At 72.5% G+C, this 18,948-nt stretch carries 20 protein-coding genes; 13 read left to right on the forward strand and 7 right to left on the reverse strand.

Going from position 1 to position 18,948, the window contains the following annotated elements; genetic code table 11:
• Positions 1–287: 287 nt before the first annotated feature.
• Positions 288–698 (reverse strand): hypothetical protein, encoded by a 411-nt coding sequence (locus tag AMY39116_RS0338875; RefSeq protein ID WP_020422993.1) that lies wholly within the window; start codon positions 696–698, stop codon positions 288–290.
• 32 nt (positions 699–730) lie between these two features.
• Positions 731–1,639 (reverse strand): SDR family NAD(P)-dependent oxidoreductase, encoded by a 909-nt coding sequence (locus tag AMY39116_RS0338880; protein WP_020422994.1) that lies wholly within the window; start codon positions 1,637–1,639, stop codon positions 731–733.
• Between the two features lie 219 nt (positions 1,640–1,858).
• Here AMY39116_RS0338880 and AMY39116_RS0338885 point away from each other — a divergent pair, with 219 nt between their 5' ends.
• From AMY39116_RS0338885 to trmB, 4 genes are all read left to right on the forward strand, one after another.
• Positions 1,859–2,791 (forward strand): ABC transporter ATP-binding protein, encoded by a 933-nt coding sequence (locus AMY39116_RS0338885; protein WP_020422995.1) that lies wholly within the window; start codon positions 1,859–1,861, stop codon positions 2,789–2,791.
• Between the two features lie 16 nt (positions 2,792–2,807).
• Positions 2,808–3,581, forward strand: coding sequence for an ABC transporter permease (locus tag AMY39116_RS0338890; protein ID WP_027936614.1), 774 nt, complete (start codon positions 2,808–2,810; stop codon positions 3,579–3,581).
• Positions 3,582–3,854: 273 nt separating this feature from the next.
• Positions 3,855–4,418 (forward strand): hypothetical protein, encoded by a 564-nt coding sequence (locus tag AMY39116_RS0338895; RefSeq protein ID WP_020422997.1) that lies wholly within the window; start codon positions 3,855–3,857, stop codon positions 4,416–4,418.
• A gap of 242 nt (positions 4,419–4,660) precedes the next feature.
• Positions 4,661–5,359, forward strand: coding sequence for a tRNA (guanosine(46)-N7)-methyltransferase TrmB (gene trmB / locus AMY39116_RS0338900; protein ID WP_020422998.1), 699 nt, complete (start codon positions 4,661–4,663; stop codon positions 5,357–5,359).
• Between the two features lie 39 nt (positions 5,360–5,398).
• Here the strand turns inward: trmB and AMY39116_RS0338905 are convergent, their stop codons facing one another.
• Positions 5,399–7,615, reverse strand: coding sequence for an FtsX-like permease family protein (locus AMY39116_RS0338905; RefSeq protein WP_020422999.1), 2,217 nt, complete (start codon positions 7,613–7,615; stop codon positions 5,399–5,401).
• Positions 7,612–8,304 carry an ABC transporter ATP-binding protein gene (locus AMY39116_RS0338910; RefSeq protein ID WP_027936616.1) on the reverse strand — a complete coding sequence of 231 codons (693 nt, stop codon included), beginning with the start codon at positions 8,302–8,304 and terminating at the stop codon, positions 7,612–7,614. Before AMY39116_RS0338910 ends, AMY39116_RS0338905 begins: the two co-directional genes overlap by 4 nt.
• A 133-nt stretch (positions 8,305–8,437) precedes the next feature.
• Here AMY39116_RS0338910 and AMY39116_RS0338915 point away from each other — a divergent pair, with 133 nt between their 5' ends.
• From AMY39116_RS0338915 to AMY39116_RS0338925, 3 genes are read left to right on the forward strand one after another with little or no spacing between them, the layout of a single operon-like run.
• Positions 8,438–10,150 carry a histidine kinase gene (locus AMY39116_RS0338915; RefSeq protein WP_020423001.1) on the forward strand — a complete coding sequence of 571 codons (1,713 nt, stop codon included), beginning with the start codon at positions 8,438–8,440 and terminating at the stop codon, positions 10,148–10,150.
• Positions 10,147–10,797, forward strand: a complete 651-nt coding sequence (locus AMY39116_RS0338920) for a response regulator transcription factor (RefSeq protein ID WP_020423002.1) — start codon at positions 10,147–10,149, stop codon at positions 10,795–10,797. Before AMY39116_RS0338915 ends, AMY39116_RS0338920 begins: the two co-directional genes overlap by 4 nt.
• 26 nt (positions 10,798–10,823) lie before the next feature.
• Positions 10,824–11,309, forward strand: a complete 486-nt coding sequence (locus tag AMY39116_RS0338925; RefSeq protein WP_020423003.1) for a hypothetical protein — start codon at positions 10,824–10,826, stop codon at positions 11,307–11,309.
• A 1-nt stretch (position 11,310) separates the two neighbouring features.
• Here AMY39116_RS0338925 and AMY39116_RS0338930 read toward each other — a convergent pair whose 3' ends face one another.
• A complete protein-coding gene (locus AMY39116_RS0338930; RefSeq protein WP_020423004.1) occupies positions 11,311–12,051 on the reverse strand; it encodes an SDR family NAD(P)-dependent oxidoreductase in 741 nt (246 codons plus the stop codon).
• Positions 12,052–12,152: 101 nt separating this feature from the next.
• Here AMY39116_RS0338930 and AMY39116_RS0338935 point away from each other — a divergent pair, with 101 nt between their 5' ends.
• A complete protein-coding gene (locus tag AMY39116_RS0338935) occupies positions 12,153–12,983 on the forward strand; it encodes a helix-turn-helix transcriptional regulator (RefSeq protein WP_020423005.1) in 831 nt (276 codons plus the stop codon).
• Positions 12,984–12,992: 9 nt separating this feature from the next.
• Complete coding sequence (locus AMY39116_RS0338940; protein WP_020423006.1) at positions 12,993–14,297, forward strand: amidohydrolase family protein; 1,305 nt, start codon at positions 12,993–12,995, stop codon at positions 14,295–14,297.
• 475 nt (positions 14,298–14,772) lie between these two features.
• Here the strand turns inward: AMY39116_RS0338940 and AMY39116_RS0338950 are convergent, their stop codons facing one another.
• Complete coding sequence (locus tag AMY39116_RS0338950) at positions 14,773–15,579, reverse strand: NAD(P)H-binding protein (RefSeq protein WP_020423008.1); 807 nt, start codon at positions 15,577–15,579, stop codon at positions 14,773–14,775.
• 81 nt (positions 15,580–15,660) lie between these two features.
• On the opposite strand from AMY39116_RS0338950, the gene AMY39116_RS0338955 reads away from it, so the two are divergent.
• The 4 genes from AMY39116_RS0338955 to AMY39116_RS0338970 all read left to right on the forward strand — a co-directional run bounded on the left by AMY39116_RS0338955 (position 15,661) and on the right by AMY39116_RS0338970 (position 18,265).
• Positions 15,661–16,209, forward strand: a complete 549-nt coding sequence (locus AMY39116_RS0338955; RefSeq protein ID WP_020423009.1) for a TetR/AcrR family transcriptional regulator — start codon at positions 15,661–15,663, stop codon at positions 16,207–16,209.
• A 150-nt stretch (positions 16,210–16,359) separates the two neighbouring features.
• Positions 16,360–16,581 carry a hypothetical protein gene (locus tag AMY39116_RS0338960; protein WP_020423010.1) on the forward strand — a complete coding sequence of 74 codons (222 nt, stop codon included), beginning with the start codon at positions 16,360–16,362 and terminating at the stop codon, positions 16,579–16,581.
• Positions 16,578–17,846, forward strand: coding sequence for a putative T7SS-secreted protein (locus AMY39116_RS0338965; protein ID WP_020423011.1), 1,269 nt, complete (start codon positions 16,578–16,580; stop codon positions 17,844–17,846). The genes AMY39116_RS0338960 and AMY39116_RS0338965 overlap by 4 nt, the downstream gene beginning before the upstream one ends.
• On the forward strand, positions 17,843–18,265 hold the full coding sequence (locus AMY39116_RS0338970; protein ID WP_020423012.1) for a hypothetical protein: 423 nt from the start codon (positions 17,843–17,845) through the stop codon (positions 18,263–18,265). The genes AMY39116_RS0338965 and AMY39116_RS0338970 overlap by 4 nt, the downstream gene beginning before the upstream one ends.
• On the opposite strand, the gene AMY39116_RS0338975 is transcribed toward AMY39116_RS0338970, so the two are convergent.
• Positions 18,262–18,945, reverse strand: coding sequence for an SDR family oxidoreductase (locus AMY39116_RS0338975; protein WP_020423013.1), 684 nt, complete (start codon positions 18,943–18,945; stop codon positions 18,262–18,264). The two genes, AMY39116_RS0338970 and AMY39116_RS0338975, sit on opposite strands and share 4 nt — an antisense overlap.
• Between the last annotated feature and the right edge of the window lie 3 nt (positions 18,946–18,948).

The following is an 18,948-nucleotide window of genomic DNA, read 5'->3' on the forward strand; positions in this document are numbered from 1 at the left end:
TTTCGACGCGCGACCGCGCCACTCGACTGGCAGCCCGCCGAGCGGCAGTCCTCGGCGGTTCCGGCCTGTGGCGTCACAGGAGCAGCACTCGCAGGCGATACGTCTCCGGATCAGCCACCGCGCGCGCCAGGTAACGCTCGTCCAGAGGGCAGAGGACGGACCGCAGCTCACGCGCCGCCCTACGGGGCAGTGCGGCCAGCACCGCCGCCACCCCTCCCGACCCGCGACCGCGCCACTCGACTGGCAGCCCGCCGAGCGGCAGTCCTCGACGGTTCCGGCCTGTGGCGTCACAAGAGCAGCGCTCGCAGGCGATACGTCTCCGAACCAGCGACGGTGCGCGCCAGGTAGCGCTCGTCCAGAGGGCGGAGGACGGACCGCAGCTCACGCACGGCCCTACGGGGCAGTGCGGCCAGCACCGCCGCCAGCGTCTTCCGGCGCACGACCGGGTCGTCCCACTGGCAGCCGGGGCAGGGGCAGTCTTCGGGGGCGTAGCCGTCGAAGCGCCGGGCCGGGCCGTGCACGAACCGGGACCAGCCGGCCACCGCCTCGGCGACAGCGCCTGGGTGCAGCCGGGTGCGTTCCAGGTGGGCGATCGCGCGCAGGGTGCCCGCGGAGACCCCGCCGACCTGCGGGATGCGGCGGTGCTCCGGCCAGGTCGTCCGGCCGGTGCGCAGCTGTGCGGGGCGCCTACGCGGCATGGCCCTTTCTGGTCGTCATGCCGGTCATCGTCTCACCGGTAGGGGGCCGGGTCCACCTCCGCCGGGTTGCGGCCCGCCTTGTGGACCTCCTCGTACCAGCGGCCCCAATCCGGCCGGGTGCCGTCCACGTCGGTGACGTCGTACTCGTGCATGAGCGTCCACGAGGCGAGCGTGCGGCCGGCGAAACGGGCCGCGTCCGGGTCGTTCACCAGCGCGGCCACCCCGCGCGCCAGGTAGTACGGCGTCTCCGAGATCGCGAAGTCCGGGCCGCCCGCGCCGGTCACCGCGTCGCGCCAGTTCGGCTCCGCGACGCCGAACAGGTCCAGCATCGCCTCGGAGCGGAGGAAACCGGGCGTGACCGACAGGCCGACGCACCCCTTCGCCGCCAGCTCCGCGCCCAGTGCCCTGCCGAGCGCCCGCACCCCGCACTTCGCCAGGTAGTACGGGATGCCCGCGCCCACGTACTCGTCGTCGTCGCCGTCGGTCACCTCGATCACGAACCCGCCGGGGCGCCGCACCACCAGCGGCAACAGCCGGTGCAGCGCGATCAAGTGCGTGTCCAGCGCGTTGTGCACCAGGGTCAGCGCGTCGTCCAGGCTGGACTCCCAGTACGGCCGCTCGAAGTCGACGAACGGGTCACCACCCCAGACGTCGTCGACCAGGACGTCCAGGCCGCCGGACTCCGCCTCGACCCGGTCCCGCAGCGCGTCCACGTCCGCCACCGACGTGAAGTCGCACCGCACCGGAACGCCCCGGCCGCCCGCCGCGTCCACCAGCTCGGCCGTCTCCTCGATCGTCTCCGACCGCTTCATCGGCGACGACGACTCGCGGGTCGTACGTCCGGTGACGTACACCGTCGAACCGCCCCGGCCGAGCTCCACCGCGATCGCGCGACCGCACCCCCTGGTCGCGCCCGTCACCAGCACCGTCTTCGCCGTCATGCGGGCACGATAACGCCCGACCCCGACAAAATCGGGCCCCGAAGCTCAGGGGCGATTCAGGGTCATCACCGATCCCGTGCGCACGCGAATCGCGGGAGGCTACTACCGCAGTCGGGTGGGAAGTTCGAACCACAGGATGACGCGCACGCGTGCCCCGATCGGTCAGCATGAGAGCCGCACGGGGAACAACAGGCTTTTGACCAGCACAGGGGAGCAACCATGATAGAGGCACGGGGCCTCACCAAACACTACGGAAAAACGCTCGCCGTCAACGATCTGTCATTCGACGTCGCCCCCGGCGAGGTGACCGGTTTCCTCGGTCCGAACGGCGCCGGGAAATCGACCACCATGCGGATGGTCCTGGGCCTGGACAATCCGACGAGCGGCCAGGTGACCATCGGCGGAAAGCGTTACACGGAACTGAAGAATCCACTTCGGACCGTCGGCGCGCTGCTCGACGCCAAGTGGGTGCACCCGAACCGCTCGGCGCGGGCCCACCTGGCCTGGATGGCGAAGTCCAACCACATCCCGGCGCGCCGCGTCGAAGAGGTGCTGGACATCGTCGGCCTGACCAGCGTCGCGGGCAAGCGCGCAGGCGGGTTCTCGCTGGGCATGTCGCAGCGGCTGGGGATCGCCGCGGCACTGCTCGGCGACCCGGAGGTGCTGCTGTTCGACGAGCCGGTCAACGGCCTCGACCCGGAGGGCATCCTCTGGATCCGCAAGTTCATGCACCGCCTCGCCGACGAGGGCCGCACCGTCTTCGTCTCCAGCCACCTGCTGTCGGAGATGGCGCTGACCGCCTCCAACCTCGTGGTCATCGGCAAGGGCAAGCTGATCTCGCAGAGCACCACGAAGGAGTTCGTGGCCAGGGCCAGCGAGAACACCGTCAAGGTGCGCAGCCCGCAGCTGGCGAAGCTGCGCTCGCTGCTGCCCGCCGACAGCGCCACCGACACCGACGACGGCATCCTGGTGTCCGGTTTGGACAGCGACAAGATCGGCGAGCTGGCCGCGAGCAACGGCATCGTGCTGCACGAGCTGAGCCCGCAGACGGGTTCGCTGGAGCAGGCGTTCATGCAGATCACGGGCGATTCCGTGGAGTACCACACCGGTCTGGAGACCGAAGCCCGGCACGCTCTCGAGCCGGCGAACTAGGGGAGACGCGAACATCATGACTTTGCTTGCCGTGGAACGGATGAAACTGTTCACCACCCGCTCGCCGTGGTGGTGCGCACTGGTGGCCCTGGCCACCACGATCGGGTTCTCCGCCCTGGTCGTCGGCAACGCCGACGACGGGGGCGAGTTCACCGCCACCGTCGCCTCGACCCAGTTCGGCTACAGCTTCGGCATGGCCGTGATCATGGTGCTGGCCGCTCTCGCGGTCACCACCGAGTACCGCTTCGGCACGATCCGCACGACCTTCCAGGCGGTGCCCAACCGGGCCGCCGCGCTGGTCGCGAAGACGACCGTGGTCGCGCTGGTCGCACTGGTCATCGGCGAGCTGAGCGCGTTCGGCTCGTGGGCGCTGGCGCTGCTGCTCAAGCCGAACGCCCCGCTCGCGCTGGACACCGGCGCGGACTGGATCAACGTGGCCGGGGTCGGCGCGGTCTACGCGCTCGCCGCGGTGATCGCGGTGGCCGTGGGCATCCTGCTCCGCCACAGCGCCGGCGCCATCGCGCTGCTGCTGATCTACGCGCTCGCGGTCGAGGACCTGATCCGGCTCATCCCGAGCATCGGCGACGACATCTACCAGTGGCTGCCGTTCAACGTCGCCAACAAGTTCCTCACCGGCGACGGCGCGTCGAACATGGGCCGCAACGTCGACGCGGGCGCGCCGATGTCCACCGCGGTGCTGTCGCAGGGCTGGTCGCTGGCCTACTTCGCGGCGGTCGCCGTCGGGCTGCTGGCCATCGCGGTCGCCACGGCTCGCAAGCGCGACGCCTGAGCGAAGACCACCACAGGAACGCTCCGGTGGGGACCGGAGCACGGGGAAGAAGAACGGCCCGGGCCACCGAATTCGGGGGGTGGCCCGGGCCTTCGCCTGTAGTGCATCCGGCGACCTTCGGAAAGGTCGAATCGATTAATCGGATGATGCTGTTACGACCCCTGGGTTAATACCGCGTAAAGCACCTGTGGTCGCCCTCACAGGAAGCGGACGCACCGCCTCTGACCAGGCATTCTGGAATCACCACGTCAGGCGACTCCACGGAGGTGACCCTTGACGGTGGATATTGATCAGGAAATCACCGCCCCGCGCGCCGTCGCGCATCCGCCCGCTCTGGAACCGCTCGACGCGCTCGAATGGTCGCAGGCCGTGGAGTTGCCCCGGATCGTGGCCACCGCGACGAGACCGGCGGAGATCCGGCGCGCGTGGATCCACCGCGCCGCCGAAGCCGAAGTGCTCGCGTTGTTCCGCGCCGTGAGCGCCCGGGGCGAGATGATCCCGGCGCCCTGGTGGCTGCGGGCCCTCGCGGAGGGCAGGCTCGACTCGCGGGAGACCGGTTTCCGCATCGAGGACCGGGTGGCGCAGCTGCTGTCCCGCCGCCCTGGCTGGGAGTACGTGCCGTGGGCCGCGGACGGCGAATCCGGGTACTGGGAGTTCATGCCGTCGGAGAACGGGCGCTCCGGGCACAAGATCCCCACCACGATCCTGACCACCAGCCGCCACGACGGTTGGATCGACGTGTTGCCGGCCCACACCGGCACGACGCCGTCGCCGATCGCCGTGAACGGGGTCGGCGGCCTGCGTTCCCGGTTGGGGGAGTTCGAGGCCGTCCGCTAGGGGCTTTCCTCTGGAGAAGTGGCGGAGCCGCTTGCACCACTCGGGCAGCGGGCACCGCCGCGGGTTTGAACGGGCGGAGCCGCGCGGAGCGCGTCCACCAGGGGTGGTGGTCGGGGAAGGGGCCGCCTTGACCGAGGCTGTCACGCGTAAGCGTGTCCGTTGAGGGCGGTGGCGGGCTGGCGGGGGGCCGCTACCCGCACCGCCACGCAGGACGCATCAGGGACGGCAGCTAACTTGGGCGGGTGGAGAGCGAGCACGAACCCCGCCTGCGGAGTGTCGTCAGTTACGTGCAGCGTGGCGGCCGGATGACGGTCGGCCAGCAGCGTGCCTGGGAGCGCCAGTGGGCGGACATCGGGCGCAGGGTGGCCGACCTGCCGCCCGGTCCGATCGACTTCGCCGGGTGGTTCGGCCGCCCGGCTCCGGTGCTGCTGGAGATCGGTTCCGGCATGGGTGAGACGACCGCGCAGCTCGCGGCCGCCGAGCCGGAGGTCAACTACGTCGCGGTCGAGGTGTACGAGGCCGGTCTCGGGCAGCTGATGCTGCGCGCCGAGCGGCTCGGCCTGGAAAACCTGCGCCTGCTGCACGGCGACGCGGTGATCGCGCTGAAGGAGCACATCGAGCCGGACTCGCTGTCCGGGGTGCGGATCTTCTTCCCGGACCCGTGGCCGAAGAAGCGCCACCACAAGCGCCGGCTGGTGCAGCCGGACTTCGTCAAGCTGGTGGCGTCGCGGCTGGCGCCGGGCGGGATCCTGCACATGGCCACCGACTGGGAGCACTACGCCGAGCAGATGCTCGAGGTGTGCTCGGCCGAGCCCGCGTTGCGCAACCGCTTCGACGACTGGGCGCCGCGGCCGAGCTGGCGGCCCGTCACCAAGTTCGAGCAGCGGGCCGACCAGGAGGGCCGGATCAGCCGGGACCTGATCTTCGAACGCGTGGGCTGACCGGCCGCCCCTCCCCCGACGAGGGGCGGCCGGACGAGCTCATTCGTCGGCCAGCGGTTCCGCGCGCACCCGGTTCAGGGCCGGGGTGCAGACCGACGCGGCGAGCACCGCCACGGCGAACCCGAGCACCACCGGCGCGACCAGCCACGGGCTGATCACCGCCGAGGCGTTCTGGGATTCCTGAATGATCGAGAACAACCCGAGGCCCGCGATCATTCCCAGCAGCCCGGACCCGATCGTGGCGACCAGCGCGGGCAGCGCGGCCTCCATCCGCAGCGCCCTGGACAGCACCCGGGTCGGCGTGCCGGCCGCCATCAGCGCCCCGAACGTGCGGCGCCGGTCCATCACCGATCCGGCGGTCGCGATCGCCGCGCTGCACCCGGCCAGGATCGCCGCGACCGTCACCCCGATGACGGTGACGCGGCGCAGGTCGTCCAGCTGGTCGCGCTGGCCGTCCAGGTACAGCTCCCGGCTGTACACGCTTTCGCCGCCGGCCGCGCCGACCAGCGCGGTGCGCACCAGCTCCCGGTCGGCGGGCGTGGTGTCGACGGCGACCCGCGAGTACGACGGCACCACTCCGGCCGGCATGACGGCCGGGTCGATGATCAGCGGCGCGTACCCGTCGTCGTCGGTCTGCGTCATCGGCTTGACCGCGGTGCCCGCGGCGAACGGCACGCCTTCGGCGTCGTAGTCGCCTGCCACCCGGAAGCCGCCGAGCTCCAGGTCGTGGGTGCTGTAGATCCCCGGCCCGGTGCAGGCGGCCTGCACGCGGAAGACCTTGACCGCGTCCGCGCAGGGGACGACCACGCCGGTGTAGGTGGAGCCGTTCACCGACTTCAGCGTCACCTCCGGCATCGACACCGCGCGGGCGGGCAGGTTGTAGCGCTCCAGCGTCGCGTTGGCCTGTGCGGCGATCGTCCCCGCCCGTTCGCCGGAGGTGTCCACCGACAGCACCGAGTCGCGGTAGGTCCCGCCGCCACCGGTCATCGCGTCGAAGCTGGGCATCAGCGTCAGCGCCATCGACCCGGTGAACACGGCGAGCACGACCCCGGCCGAAGCGCGGTAGGCGCCGCGCGGGTCGTTGCGCAGCCGCCGCCCGGCCAGCAACGCGGACGGCTTGCGCCAGCGGCTCACGAAGAACCCGCCGATCACCGCCGTCACGTACGGCCCGACCAGCATCGCCGAGGCGATCATCAGCGCGAGCCCGAGCAGGATCAGGTTGACGTCGTCGCCCTGCTCGATCGCGAAGAAGAAGAACAACGCGGTCGCCGGCAGCGAGAGCAGGCGCCACCAGCGCAGCGGCTTCGGCGTGTGCTGCACGACCGCGCCGACCGGGTTGCTCACCACCCGCCGCAGCCCGAGCACGGCGGCCAGCAGCACCAGCGCGGGCACCGCGACCAGCACGAACACGGTCAGCCCGATCGGCACGCGGAAGTCACCGGCGAGCCAGGTTCCCCCGTCCCACGGCACCAGCCGGGCCAGCGACCACAGCAGCGGGCTGATCGCCCAGCCGAGCAGCGCGCCCGTGACCGCGGCGATCCCGGTCTCGGCCGCGGTGATCGACACGACCTGTCCCGGTGTCGCGCCTGCCAGGCGCAGGGCCGCCAGCCGCTGCTCGCGGCGAGCCGCGATGAGCCGCGCCGAGGAGGCCACCAGCACCAGGCTCGGCACCAGCAGCACCACGACCCCGACCCCGGCCAGCAGGGTGAGCAGCGCGTCCACCCTCGCCTCCGACGGCGGCACGAACCCGTTCCGCTCGTTCGCGTTCGCCGGCATCGTCTCCGGGGTGTGCCCGACCAGCGCGACGAGCTGGTCCGGGAACCGCAGGGCGTCCTCGCCGAGGGTGCCCACCACCTTGCCGGGGAACCGGTCGGCCAGCTGCGAGGCGGGCAGCCGGTTCATCGCCTGGTACAGCTCCGGCGACACCAGCACCTCGCCGGGCGCCGGGAACTTCGGCACCCCGGCGGGCAACGCGACCCCGCCGGCGAGCTGGGCCACGTCCACGCGGTCGATCCGCCTGCCGTCGAAGTAGTCGGCGCTCGACGAGATCGACAGGGTCGGCGTGCCGCCGTCACGGGAGCCGTACTGCTCCTGCCACACCGCGCGCTCGGCACGGGCCTGCGTCGCGTACGGCAGGCTCAGCAGCAACAGGACCAGACCCGTGGCCACCGCGACCCCCACCGCGGTGAGCAGGGTGGCGGTCCTGGTCCGCCGGTCCGCCCGCAGAACCTTGAACGCCAGCTGGACCGGGCTCACGGCAGCACCCCCACCTGCTCCGCGATGCGCCCGTCCCGGATGGTCACCGTGCGCGGCAGCGACGCGGCGAGCTCCACGTCGTGCGTCACGATGACCACTGACGTGCCCGAGTCCGAGGCCGCGACCAGCAAGGCGTCCATGGTGTCCTTGCCGGTGCGGGTGTCCAGCGCGCCGGTCGGCTCGTCGGCGAAGATCACCTTCGGCCGGTGCGTCAGCGCGCGGGCGATCGCGACCCGCTGCGCCTGGCCGCCGGACAGCTCACCGGGGCGGGACCCCTCCCGGCCCCGCAGCCCGAGCCGGCCCAGCCACTCCCGCGCCGCGCCGATCGCCTCGCGGCGCTTGGCGCCCCCGAGCAGCATCGGCAGCGCCACGTTCTCCTCCGCGGACAGCTCGGCCACGAGCATCCCCTGCTGGAACACGAAACCGAACTCGGTGCGCCGCAGCTCGCTGCGCTTGGTCTCGGACAGCTGGTCGACACGCCTGCCGTCCAGCAGGATCTCGCCGCCGTCCGGCCGCAGGATCCCGGCCAGCACGTGCAGCAGCGACGTCTTGCCCGACCCCGACGGGCCGACGACGGCGAGCGCCTCCCCGGCGTGGACGTCCACGTCGACGCCGGCCAGCGCCACCTGCTCGCCGTACCGCTTGACGAGCCCCCGCCCGGACAACACGACACTCCCTTGTGGAGTCATGAACCTTCCCCTTCCGTTGTTCCCGCACAGCAGGTTCACAGGTGGGGCGGGGTGCCCGTATCGGCCGATCGGCCGATACGGGGTGGCCGGGCGGCCAAGGTGCGGGGACGCGCGGATCCTCTACCGTTCCGTTGTGCCGTTCTCCGATCGCGTGACCTCGGCCTGGCGATGGCTGGGTCTCGAAGGCGTCCTGCTGCTCGCCGCCTTCCTGTGCGATCTCGCGGTGGTGCTGCCGGCCAGTGTGGACTCGCTGGGACCGCGGGGCCGGGATCTCCTGCTGCTGCCCGGGATGGTCGCGCTGGGCGCGTGCGCGTTGTGGGCGCGGACCCGGCCCGCGGTGGCCGTGTTCGCGGGCGCCGCGACGTTGTTCGCGTCGACCTTCCTGATCCGGGCGACCGACGCGGCGGCGTACACGACGCTGCTGAGCAACGTGTCGCTGAGCGAGACCGTCGCCGGGCTGGAGCTGGTGTTCTTCTGCGTGCGGCGGGTGCGGTGGGCGGAGTCCATCATCGGCACCGCCACGCTGGTGCTCGCCACCCTGTTCGCCACCGCCTACCGCAACGGCTCGGGCAGTCGCGGGCTGAGCGAGACGATGCTGCTCGGCATGGTGCTGCTGGTCGCCGTGGTGCTCACCGGGCTGCAGTTCCGGCGCGGGCAGGCGCCGCGCAAGGAGAGCGCGGTGCGTGACCTGGTGCGCGAGCAGTGGCCGCTGATCGGCGCGCTCAGCCTGCCCGTCTTCCTGGAGCTGTACCAGCTGCTGGACAGCAACATCCGGGCGCTGCCCGCGCTGACCTGCTCGCTCGCCGCGGCCGCGACGGCCGTGTACGCGACCCGCCGCCCGCTGCGCGCCGGCTTGCTGCTCGCCGGAATCATCTTCGCCACCTCGGCGGCACTGTGGATCGCGCCGCGGCAGTACCTGCTGGGCTACGGCGCGTTGCCGTTCACCGAGATCGTCGCCGGGATCATCGTCGTGGTCCTGCTGGTCCGGTCAGTGGAGCCGAAGCGGGCGTGGGGCGCGATCGCGCTGATGTCGGCCGCGGTCGCGTTCACCACGCTCACCACGGTGGTCAGCGGCAGGGGCCGGGCGGACATGTCGGACCTGCGCGACCTGGTGATCGCCGCGGTGCTCGTGCTCGGGATCGCGGTGGCCGCCGGGCTGTACTTCCGGGCCCGCGACTCCGAGCGGCGCAAGGTGGTCGAGGCCGCGGTCGCCGACGCGCAGAACTCCGAGCGCATGGCGCTGGCGCGGGAACTGCACGACCTGGTGGCGCACCACGTCACCGGGATCATCGTGCAGGCGCAGGCGGCGAAGGTGATCGCCGACCAGAACCCGAAGGTCGCGCTGGAGGTCATCGAACGCATCGAGGCCGCGGGCACCGAGGCGATGACCGCGATGCGGCGGCTGGTCGGGAGCATGCGCGCGGGCGGGGAGGCGGTCACCGACCAGGCCACCATGGACCTGGACGCGGACCTGCGGCGGCTCGTGGAGTCCGGGCACCACGGCGTCCCCACGGAGGCCGACGTGCGGGTGCCCGCGGACCTGCCGCAGGAGGTGGCGCGCTCGGCGCTGCGGCTGGTGCAGGAGTCGCTGACGAACATCGGCAAGCACGCGGCGGGCGCGACGCGGGCGTGCGTGCTGGCCGAGGTCCGCGACGGCGAACTGCACATCCGGGTGGCCGACGACGGACACCAGGTGGTGACGCGTCCGGCCGGAGGTTCCGGGGGATACGGTCTCGTCGGGATGCGCGAGCGGGTCGAGCTGCTGCACGGCCGGCTCGCCGCGGGCCCGGCGCCGGACGGGGGCTGGGTGGTGGAGGCGTGGTTGCCGGTGGAGGAAGAGGCTTGATTCGCGTACTGATCGCCGACGACCAGAGCATGGTGCGCATGGGGTTCCGGATGATCCTCGACGCGCAGGACGACATCGAGGTGGTCGCCGACGTCGAGGACGGTGTCGCGGCGGTGACGAAGGCCCGTGAGCTGCGGCCGGACGTGTGCCTGCTGGACATCCGGATGCCCGGGCTGGACGGGCTGGAGGTGACGCGCCAGCTGGCCGGGCCGGACGTCGCCGACCCGCTGAAGGTCGTGGTGGTGACGACCTTCGACCTGGACGAGTACGTGCACACCGCGCTGCGCAACGGCGCGAGCGGCTTCCTGCTCAAGGACGCCGGACCGGCGCTGCTGATCGAAGCGATCCGGGCCGCCCACCGCGGCGACGCGCTGGTGTCGCCGCAGGTGACGGTGCGGCTGCTGAAGCACTTCGAGGGCGCGTCCGCCCGGCGGCAGGTCGATCCGCCGAAGGAACCGCTGACCGCGCGCGAGCTGGACGTGGTGAAGGCGGCGGCCCGCGGCCTGACGAACACCGAGATCGGCGCCGAGCTGTACATGTCCCTGTCGACGGTGAAGACGCACCTGGCCGCGGTGCAGGGCAAGGTCGGCGCACGCAACCGCGTCGAGGTCGCGGCCTGGGCGTGGCGCAGCGGGCTGGTGGACTAGCCGCGCAGGGTGCAGGCTGTCCGTTCATGGGGCGCAGGGCGGCGTGGGTGGTTTCGGTCGTCGCGGCGGCCGGTCTCGGGGCCTGCTCGACAACCGACAGCGACAGGCCGACGCCGGCGCCGACGACGGCGGCACCGACCGCGGACCCGCTGGAGCCGCTGGCCGCCTGCGCCGTCCTGGACCAGCTGCTCGCCGGACAGGGGTTCACGCCGGGCAGGCCGATCGGCGTGCGGAACGAGTGCGGCGCGTCCAGGCCGGGTTACGGCACCGTGAGCATCGCCCTGGAGCACGAGCAGGGGGAACCGGCAGAGGCGGCGCCGCTCGACGTCAACGGCCGCAAGGCGCTGATCGGCCAGTTCACCGGCCCCGGCACGTGCGAGGTCGTGCTCGACGTCCCCGGGCACGCCCCGGCCGCGACGACCGTCGTGCTGCTCTCCGCCGACCTGCAGGCGGAAGCCTGCGCGGCGGCTCAGGACCTGGCCACCAGCCTCGAACCCATGCTGCCGCGCTGAGTCACTGCGCCGTCCAGCCGCCGTCGACCGGGAGCAGGGCGCCGGTGACGAAGCTCGCCGCGTCGGAGGACAGGAATGCCACCGCTTCGGCGACCTCGTCGGCCTTGCCGATGCGGCCGATGGGGTGGGCGGGGCCGAACGAGGCGAGCATTTCGCGGCCGTTGTCGACCACCCCCTCCATGATGTCGGTGTCGATGACGCCCGGTAGGACGGCGTTCGAGCGGATTCCCACCGGTCCGCCTTCGATGGCCAGCACCCGCGTCATCTGGGCCAGCGCGCCCTTCGACGCGGCGTAGGCGGTCTGCGTCTCGAACGCCACCACCGACGACACCGACGCGATCGACACGATGGCCCCGCCACCGGCGGCCGCCATCACGCGGAACGCCTCCCGCGCCTGCACGAAGTTGCCGCGCGCGTTGACCCGCAGGATCGCCTCGAAGTCCTCGACGCTCGTTTCGGTGACCGGCTTGTTCAGCGTCCGCCCGGCGTTGTTCACCAGCACGTCCAGCCGCCCGAACCGCTCCACCGCAAGCCGCATCGTGGCGCGGGCCAGTTCCTCGTCCGCGACGTCGCCGGTCAGCACCGCCACGTCGTCGGAGGCCAGCTCGTGCACGGACTCCCGCAGATCGGTCACGACGAGGCGCGCGCCCCGCGAGCGCAGCAACTCCGCGCACGCCCGGCCGATGCCGCGCGCCGCGCCGGTGACGACGGCGACCCGCCCGGTGAGATCGAGTTTGCTCATGGCACCGACCGTGGCCCGGGCGGCCGGACCGTGGCAGGGCGCGGTCTTCCTGGGAGCGCTGCACCCAGGTAGCACCGCCGCCGCGGACCTACGATCGCGTCATGGCACGGTCCGAACTCGGCGACTTCCTCAGCTCCCGGCGGTCCCAGGTGCGCCCGGACGAGGTCAACCTCCCCAGCACCGGCCAGCGCCGCGTGCCCGGCCTGCGCCGCGAGGAGGTGGCGTTGCTGGCCGGCGTCAGCGTGGACTACTACGTCCGCCTGGAGCAGGGCCGCGAGCGCACCCCGTCGGCGCAGGTGGTCGACGCACTGGCCGCCGCGCTCCGCCTCGGCGAGGACGGCCGCCAGCACCTGTTCCGCCTCGCCGGGCTCAGCCCGCGCACCCGGCTCACCGCGGTGCCCGCTCGCGTCGACCCGAGCCTGCTGCAGCTGATGAGCGCCTGGCCGGACAACCCCGCCATCGTCTACAACCTCGCCTACGACGTGCTCGCCTCGAACGCGATCGCCGACGCGCTCTTCCACGACTGGGCGCACTCGCGCAACCTGATGCACGTCGTGTTCACCGACCCGGCCGCGCGCACCTTCTACCGGGACTGGCACGAGGTGGCGCGCAACTCGGTCGCCGGTTTCCGGCTCGGCTACGGCAAGAACCCGGACGACCCGCGGGTCCGGCAGGTGCTCGCCGAGCTCCTCGCGGCCAGCCCGGAGTTCGCCGAGCTGTGGACCGGTCACGACGCCCGCGGCAAGAGCCTGGAGCGCAAGGAGTTCGTGCACCGCGAGGTCGGCCCGCTGACCCTGACCATGCAGACCTTCGACGTCCGGTCCAGTCCGGGGCAGGAGCTCGTCGTCTACCACGCCGAACCGGGTTCGCCGAGCGCCGAGGCCCTCGCGCTGCTCGGGTCGCTGGCCGCCACGGCCCGGCAGGAGACCTAGAATCCCAGGATGCCGCAACGCTTCCGCGCCCCCGTCGTCCTGCCCTGCGATCCGGCCTGCTCGGTCATCCGGGACGGCGTGGTGGACGTCGGCGACGACGGGCGAATCACGTTCTGCGGTCTCGCGGCCGAGGCGCCCGGCGATCTGCCGGTCACCGAGCTGACCGGGATCCTGCTGCCCGGCCTGATCAACGCGCACGCGCACAGCCCGATGACCCTGCTGCGCGGCATGGGCGGCGACCTGCCGCTGTTGCGCTGGCTCAACGAGATCATCTGGCCTGCCGAGGCGAAGCTGCGCGCGGAGGACGTGCGTGCCGGGATGCTGCTCGGCTCGGTCGAGATGCTCCGGCACGGCGTCACCACGAGCGCGGAGATGTACTTCTTCGCCGAGCAGATGGCCGAGGCGGTGCTGGAGACCGGTGCGCGGGCGGTGCTCGGCGGCCCGATCATCGACCTGCCCGGCGTCGACTGGCGGCGCATGATCGAGGTGGCGGACCGCTGGATCGACGCCGACGGTCTGCGGTTCGGCCCCGGTGAGCGGATCGAGCTGTCCTACGCGCCGCATTCGGCGTACATGCTGCCGGTCGAGGCGCTGCGGCAGGTCACCGAATCCGCCGCGGCGCGGGGTGCGCTGGTGCAGATCCACGTGGCCGAGGCGGCGGACGAGGACGCCCGGCAGCGCGCGGAGTTCGGCTCGGTGCCGCGGCTGCTGGAGGAGGTCGGCATGCTGGGCGGGCGGGTGCTCGCCGCGCACGCCGTCCACCTGTCCGATCAGGACATCGCGTTGTTCGCCGCGCGGGGGACCGGGGTGGCGCACTGCCCGGGGTCGAACGCGAAGCTGGCGTCCGGCATCGCGCGGCTGACGGACCTGCGGGCGGCAGCCGTCGCGGTCGGGCTCGGCACGGACGGCCCGGCCAGCAACGACGACCTCGACCTGTGGGAGGAGGTCCAGCTCTCCGCGATGCTCGCCCGGCTGTCCACACAGGACTCGACCGCGCTGCGGGCGAAGGACGCGCTGCTGCTGGCCACCCGCGGCGGCGCGGACGCGCTGAGCCGGACCGACATCGGCGCGCTGGAGCCCGGCCGCTGGGCCGACTTCGTGCACGTGGACCCGGACGGCCCGGCGTTCGCGACCGGCCTGGACGAGCCGGACGAGCAGGTGATCTCGAACCTGGTGTGGGCGTCGGGCTCGCGGCAGGTCCGGGACGTCTGGGTGGCAGGCGAACAGGTGGTGTCGGACCGGGAGCCGGTGCGCGTCGACCGCGGCAAGGTCCAGTCCGCCGCCCGCGATGCGGCCGCGCGCTTGCGCGCCTAGCACCGCGGGCGAGACTGGCTGCGGGGTGCTCGGCCATCTCGGCGCCGCCGCACGCTTGCGCGCCTAGTGGAACAACGACGCGTGCGCGGCCGCCCACTCGGCGAACTTCATGCCCGGGCGGCCCAGCACCCGTGAGGTCGCCGCACGCTTGCGCGCCTGACGGCCAACGAGGCGCGCGGCCGCCCACTCGGCGTGGGCCGTGCCCGGACACCCTAGACGCCGCGGGCGAGATCGGCTGCGGATACTCCGCCACCTCGGCGCCGCCGCCCGCTTGCGCGCCTAGTGGAACAGCGACACGTGCACGGCCGCCCACTCCGCGAACGACAACCCCGGGCGGCCCAGCACCCGCACCTCGCGAGCCGCACGGACAACGACGCGTGCGCGGTCGCCCACTCGGCGAACCTCACGCCCGCCCAGCGTTCGCGGCCGCGGCACGTCCGTCCGCTCGGCGCGCGCCGCCAACCGCGCGCCCCGCCTAGCGGAACAACGACGCATGCGCGACCGCCCACTCGGCGAACCTCATCCCCGGGCGGCCCAGCACCCGTGACACCGCAGGCGAAACCGGTTGCGGGTGCTCCGCCATCTCGGCGCAACCGTCCAGGTACCAGGCGGCCGCGTCCGCGCCCATCGTCTCCGTCAGGTCGGCCAGTGCGTCCGCGTGGGAGACCTCGACCAGCGGGATCTCCCGCCCCAGCGCCTGCCCGATCTGCGCCACCAGCTCCGCGCGGGTGAGCGTCTCCGGCCCGGTCAGCCCGTACGCCGCGCCTTCGTGGCCGTCCTCCAGCAGGGCCTTCGCCGCGACGGCCGCGATGTCCTCCAGCGCGATCGGCGCGTTCGCCGCCCGCGGGTACGCCTCGCGCACCTCGCCGCGGCTCCGGATCTGGTCGGCCCAGATCGTCGTGTTCGTCATGAACTCGCCGGCCTCCAGGTGCGTCCACGGGATGCCGGAATGCTCGACCGCCTTCTCGATGTCGTACCACCAGCTGCCCTCCGGCCCGGCGAGGTCGACGATCCGCGTCACGCCGGCCTCCCTGGCCAGCTCGGTCACCTCCCGCACCGTCCGGGTCAGCGGCGCCAGGTACATCCGGTCCACGCCCTCCAGCGCGCGGGGCAGCGTCTCGACGCGCCCGAGGTAGCCCTCGACGACCTCCACCTCGGGCGGCAGCGCGGCCCGCACCGGATCGGTGGTGAGCGCCCGCACCTCCGACGCGCCCGCGGCGAGCAACTCGTCCACCACCAGCCTGCCCACGTTGCCCGTCGCGCCGGTCACCAGGATCCGCATTTCGCCCTCCCCAGAGTGGAACATCTTTGTTCCACAACAGTACTCTCACGACCCAGTATGGCAAGGCGGTAGTTTGTCGCCGTGAGCACCCGCGACCGGACCCGCGCCGCCATCCTCAGCGCCGCCGCGACCCTCCTCGGTCGCGACTACCAGGCCAAACTCGCCGAGATCGCCGACGCGGCCGGGGTCGGGCGGACCACCCTGCACCGCTACTTCCCGGATCGCGCGACCCTGATCAAGGCCGCGGTCGAGGACTCGATCGCCGCCATCGAGGCCTCCGTCGCCGACGCCGCCATCGACCGGGGACCGGCGCTGGACGCCATGCGCAGGCTGGTCGCCGCGATGGTGGCGGTCGGGGACCGGCTGGTCTTCCTGTTCGGCGACCCGCGGGTGCTGGCCGAGCACGGCCCGGACGGCGGCACGCCGCCGGACGATCCGGTGATCGCCCTCATCGAACGCGGGCAGGCGGAGGGCGTGTTCGACCCCGGGCTCACTCCACAGTGGATCCAGCGCGTGTTGTGGGCGCTGGTGTACACCGGGCACACCGAGGGCGAGCTGTCCGGCGTGCCCCGGCACGGCATTGTGGACACCGTGGTCAAAACGTTGCACAACGGAATCGCGCGATCTTGATCTTCGCGGCCGGTTCACCCCCGCTCACACGCTCGTTCACCGCCCGTTCCCGCCCGCTGGCTTACATCGGAGCACGTGTGGGGAGTTCTTGACGCCGAGCCGGATGAGCTGAACAAAGCCGCAGGTCACTTAGGTGACGTACTGGCCAAATTGGACGATTCGCCGCTCGCCGGGATCGTGGCGACGGCGGACGTCTACGGCGACCCCGCTCTGGCGAGCAGGCTCGGCGAGTTCACCGGGCTGGCACGCATCGCCGCGCGCTTGCTGCAGGAGCGGGTCGGCCTGACGGGCACCGCGCTGCGGGACACGGCCACGCTGTTCCAGGGCACCGAGCTCGACAACGAGGCCGCCATCCGCCGGGCCGGGCGGTGAGCGCGGAGCTCGGCTCCACCGACGATCCCCGCGCGCTCGTCCCCGGCTCTCCGGACACGATCGTCGAGCACGTCCGCACCCTGCTCGACCAGGCGAAGCAGTTCGAGGGCGTCGGCTCCGGGCTGGCCGGCTTCGGCGTGCCGGGCTGGCAGGGCGCGGCCTCCGACGCCTTCGGCGAGCTGGTCGACCGGCTGCCTCCGCAGTGGCTGAAGGCGGCCGACAGCCTGGCGGCCGCCGCGGGCGGGCTGAGCCGCTACGCCGACACGCTGCGCTGGGCGCAGGAGCAGGCCCGGGAGGCGATCGAGCTGTGGAACGACGGCCGCCGCGCTCTCGAGCGAGCCGCCGGGCAGGCCGCCGAGGATGCCGCGGAAGAAGCGGTGCGGCAGGGTGAGCAGCTCCAGCAGCAGGCGCGGGAAGTGCTCGACCGGGCCCGTGACCAGCTGGAACGCGAAGCCGTCGACGCAGCGCGGGTCATCGGCACGATCGAGGCCGCGGCCGGCAGCGCGATCGGCGGTCTCGTCGACGCGATCACCAGCGGATGGGACGCCAGTGGCAGCTCGTCGATCAAGACGTGGGAGAACGGCAGCAAGTTCATCCCGCCGGAGCACGGCAAGCTGGGCCGCTACCGCTACTACGCCTACCTGCTGCACCAGGTCGCCGAGGGCAAGCTCCAGAAGGGCGACCTGACGCTCACCGGCAAGGTCGAGACCATGGTCGGCATCGAGACCAACCTCCAGGCGGCGCTGAACAACAAGGGCCTCATCCTGGAGGCCGAGACCATCGACGGCGTCAAGAGCACCGCGACCGGCCGCGTCGACTACGGCATCCTCGGTCTCGACGGCAAGGCGGAAGGCATGTTCGGCGTCCGCGGCCGCGCCGGGCTCAAAGCCACGAAGGAAGTGGTCGAGGCCAAGGCCGGCGTGTTCGCCGGGGCGCGCGGCAGCGTGCGTGGCGCCGTCGACGTCGGCGGCGTCGGGGCGGGCGCGACCGCGGAGGGCTGGGCCGGTCTCGGCGCCGAGGCCGGGTTCACCGTCGGCAAGGGCGAGGACGGCAAGTTCCACATCAAGGGCAACGCCGGGGCGGCGCTCGGGATCGGCGGCGAGGTCGGGTTCGACCTGCAGGTCGACGGGCACAAGGTCGCGGAGACCGCGAAATCCGCCGCGAACGCGGTCGGCGACGGCATCGAGGCCGCCGGCGTTGGCATCAAGGACTTCGGCGAGGACGTCGCCGACGTCGGCAAGTCCCTCAAGGGGTTGTTCGGATGACACTGCCCGTTCCGGTCCACTTCGGACTGCCCGACGGCTGGGAACCGGTGCCGTCGCGGGACGCCGCCTTCGCCGCGGTGCGGTCGGCCACCGCCGGGATCATGCTGACCGGCGGGATGTGGCCGGTCGCCACGCCGTTGCGCGAGGTCGCCGCCGAATCCGCGGAGGAACTGCGCGAAACGGCCGACGAGGTGACCGTGCTCAGCGGTGAGGAGATCGGCGACGGCGGTTTCGTGCAGGAACTGCGGTTCACGGTCGGCGACGAAACGTTCGTGCGCAGCGAGGTCCACCTCGCGATGGGCGAGGGGGCGGGACAGCGCGCCGTCGTCCGCGCCGTGCTCACCTGCACACGCGCGGAGTTCGACGCGCTGGCCGGCGACTTCCGCGAGTTCGTCGGCTCACTCGGACCCGACGTCTAGTGCGGGCGGGGCCGGATGGTCACGTCGGAGATGTGCGCGTCCGGGCCGGCGGTGACCGCGGACAGCACCGCCGCGGCGACCGAATCCGGCCGGAGGTACTGGTCCGGGGCGTACTCCTTGCCCTCGCCCGCGATGATCGCCTGCTGCATCTCGGTGTCGGTCCGGCCGGGGTAGACCGAGGTGACGCGGATGCCGGGCTCCTCGGCGCGCAACGCGTCGGCGAACGCGCGGACCGCGTGCTTGCTCGCCGCGTACGGGCCCCAGCCGGCGCGGGCGGACAGGCCCTGGCCGGAGTTGATGATCACCACGTGCCCGTGCGCGGCCCGCAGCGCGGGCAGCAGCAACCGGGTCAGCTCCGCCACGGCGACGACGTTGACCTCGAAGTTCTTCCGCCACGCCGAGGGCGCGGCCTGCTCGACGGTGCCCAGCTCAGCCGTGCCCGCCGAGTGGACGAGCACGTCCAGGCGGTCGATGCCGGCGACCGCCGCGCGCACGCCGTCGAGGTCGCTCAGGTCCACCGGCCACGGCTCGGCGTTCGCCGACTCGGCGGCCTGTTCGGCGAGCGCGTCGACGTCGCGGCCGCCGAGCAGCACGCGGTACGCAGGCGCGAGGGCGCGGGCGACGGCGGCGCCGATCCCGCGGGAGGCACCGGTCACGATGGCGAGGGGACTTTCCGGCATGCC

The sequence above is a fragment of the Amycolatopsis sp. ATCC 39116 genome, assembly GCF_000231075.2.
Taxonomy (GTDB): Bacteria; Actinomycetota; Actinomycetes; order Mycobacteriales; family Pseudonocardiaceae; genus Amycolatopsis_E; species Amycolatopsis_E tucumanensis.

Bases quoted from the DNA above. Each gene is read 5' to 3' on its own strand.
- AMY39116_RS0338875 (WP_020422993.1), bottom strand. From the start codon at position 698: ATGCCGCGTAGGCGCCCCGCACAGCTGCGCACCGGCCGGACGACCTGG.
- AMY39116_RS0338880 (WP_020422994.1), bottom strand. From the start codon at position 1,639: ATGACGGCGAAGACGGTGCTGGTGACGGGCGCGACCAGGGGGTGCGGT.
- AMY39116_RS0338885 (WP_020422995.1), top strand. From the start codon at position 1,859: ATGATAGAGGCACGGGGCCTCACCAAACACTACGGAAAAACGCTCGCC.
- AMY39116_RS0338890 (WP_027936614.1), top strand. From the start codon at position 2,808: ATGACTTTGCTTGCCGTGGAACGGATGAAACTGTTCACCACCCGCTCG.
- AMY39116_RS0338910 (WP_027936616.1), bottom strand. From the start codon at position 8,304: ATGACTCCACAAGGGAGTGTCGTGTTGTCCGGGCGGGGGCTCGTCAAG.
- AMY39116_RS0338925 (WP_020423003.1), top strand. From the start codon at position 10,824: ATGGGGCGCAGGGCGGCGTGGGTGGTTTCGGTCGTCGCGGCGGCCGGT.
- AMY39116_RS0338930 (WP_020423004.1), bottom strand. From the start codon at position 12,051: ATGAGCAAACTCGATCTCACCGGGCGGGTCGCCGTCGTCACCGGCGCG.
- AMY39116_RS0338935 (WP_020423005.1), top strand. From the start codon at position 12,153: ATGGCACGGTCCGAACTCGGCGACTTCCTCAGCTCCCGGCGGTCCCAG.
- AMY39116_RS0338940 (WP_020423006.1), top strand. From the start codon at position 12,993: ATGCCGCAACGCTTCCGCGCCCCCGTCGTCCTGCCCTGCGATCCGGCC.
- AMY39116_RS0338950 (WP_020423008.1), bottom strand. From the start codon at position 15,579: ATGCGGATCCTGGTGACCGGCGCGACGGGCAACGTGGGCAGGCTGGTG.
- AMY39116_RS0338970 (WP_020423012.1), top strand. From the start codon at position 17,843: ATGACACTGCCCGTTCCGGTCCACTTCGGACTGCCCGACGGCTGGGAA.
- AMY39116_RS0338975 (WP_020423013.1), bottom strand. From the start codon at position 18,945: ATGCCGGAAAGTCCCCTCGCCATCGTGACCGGTGCCTCCCGCGGGATC.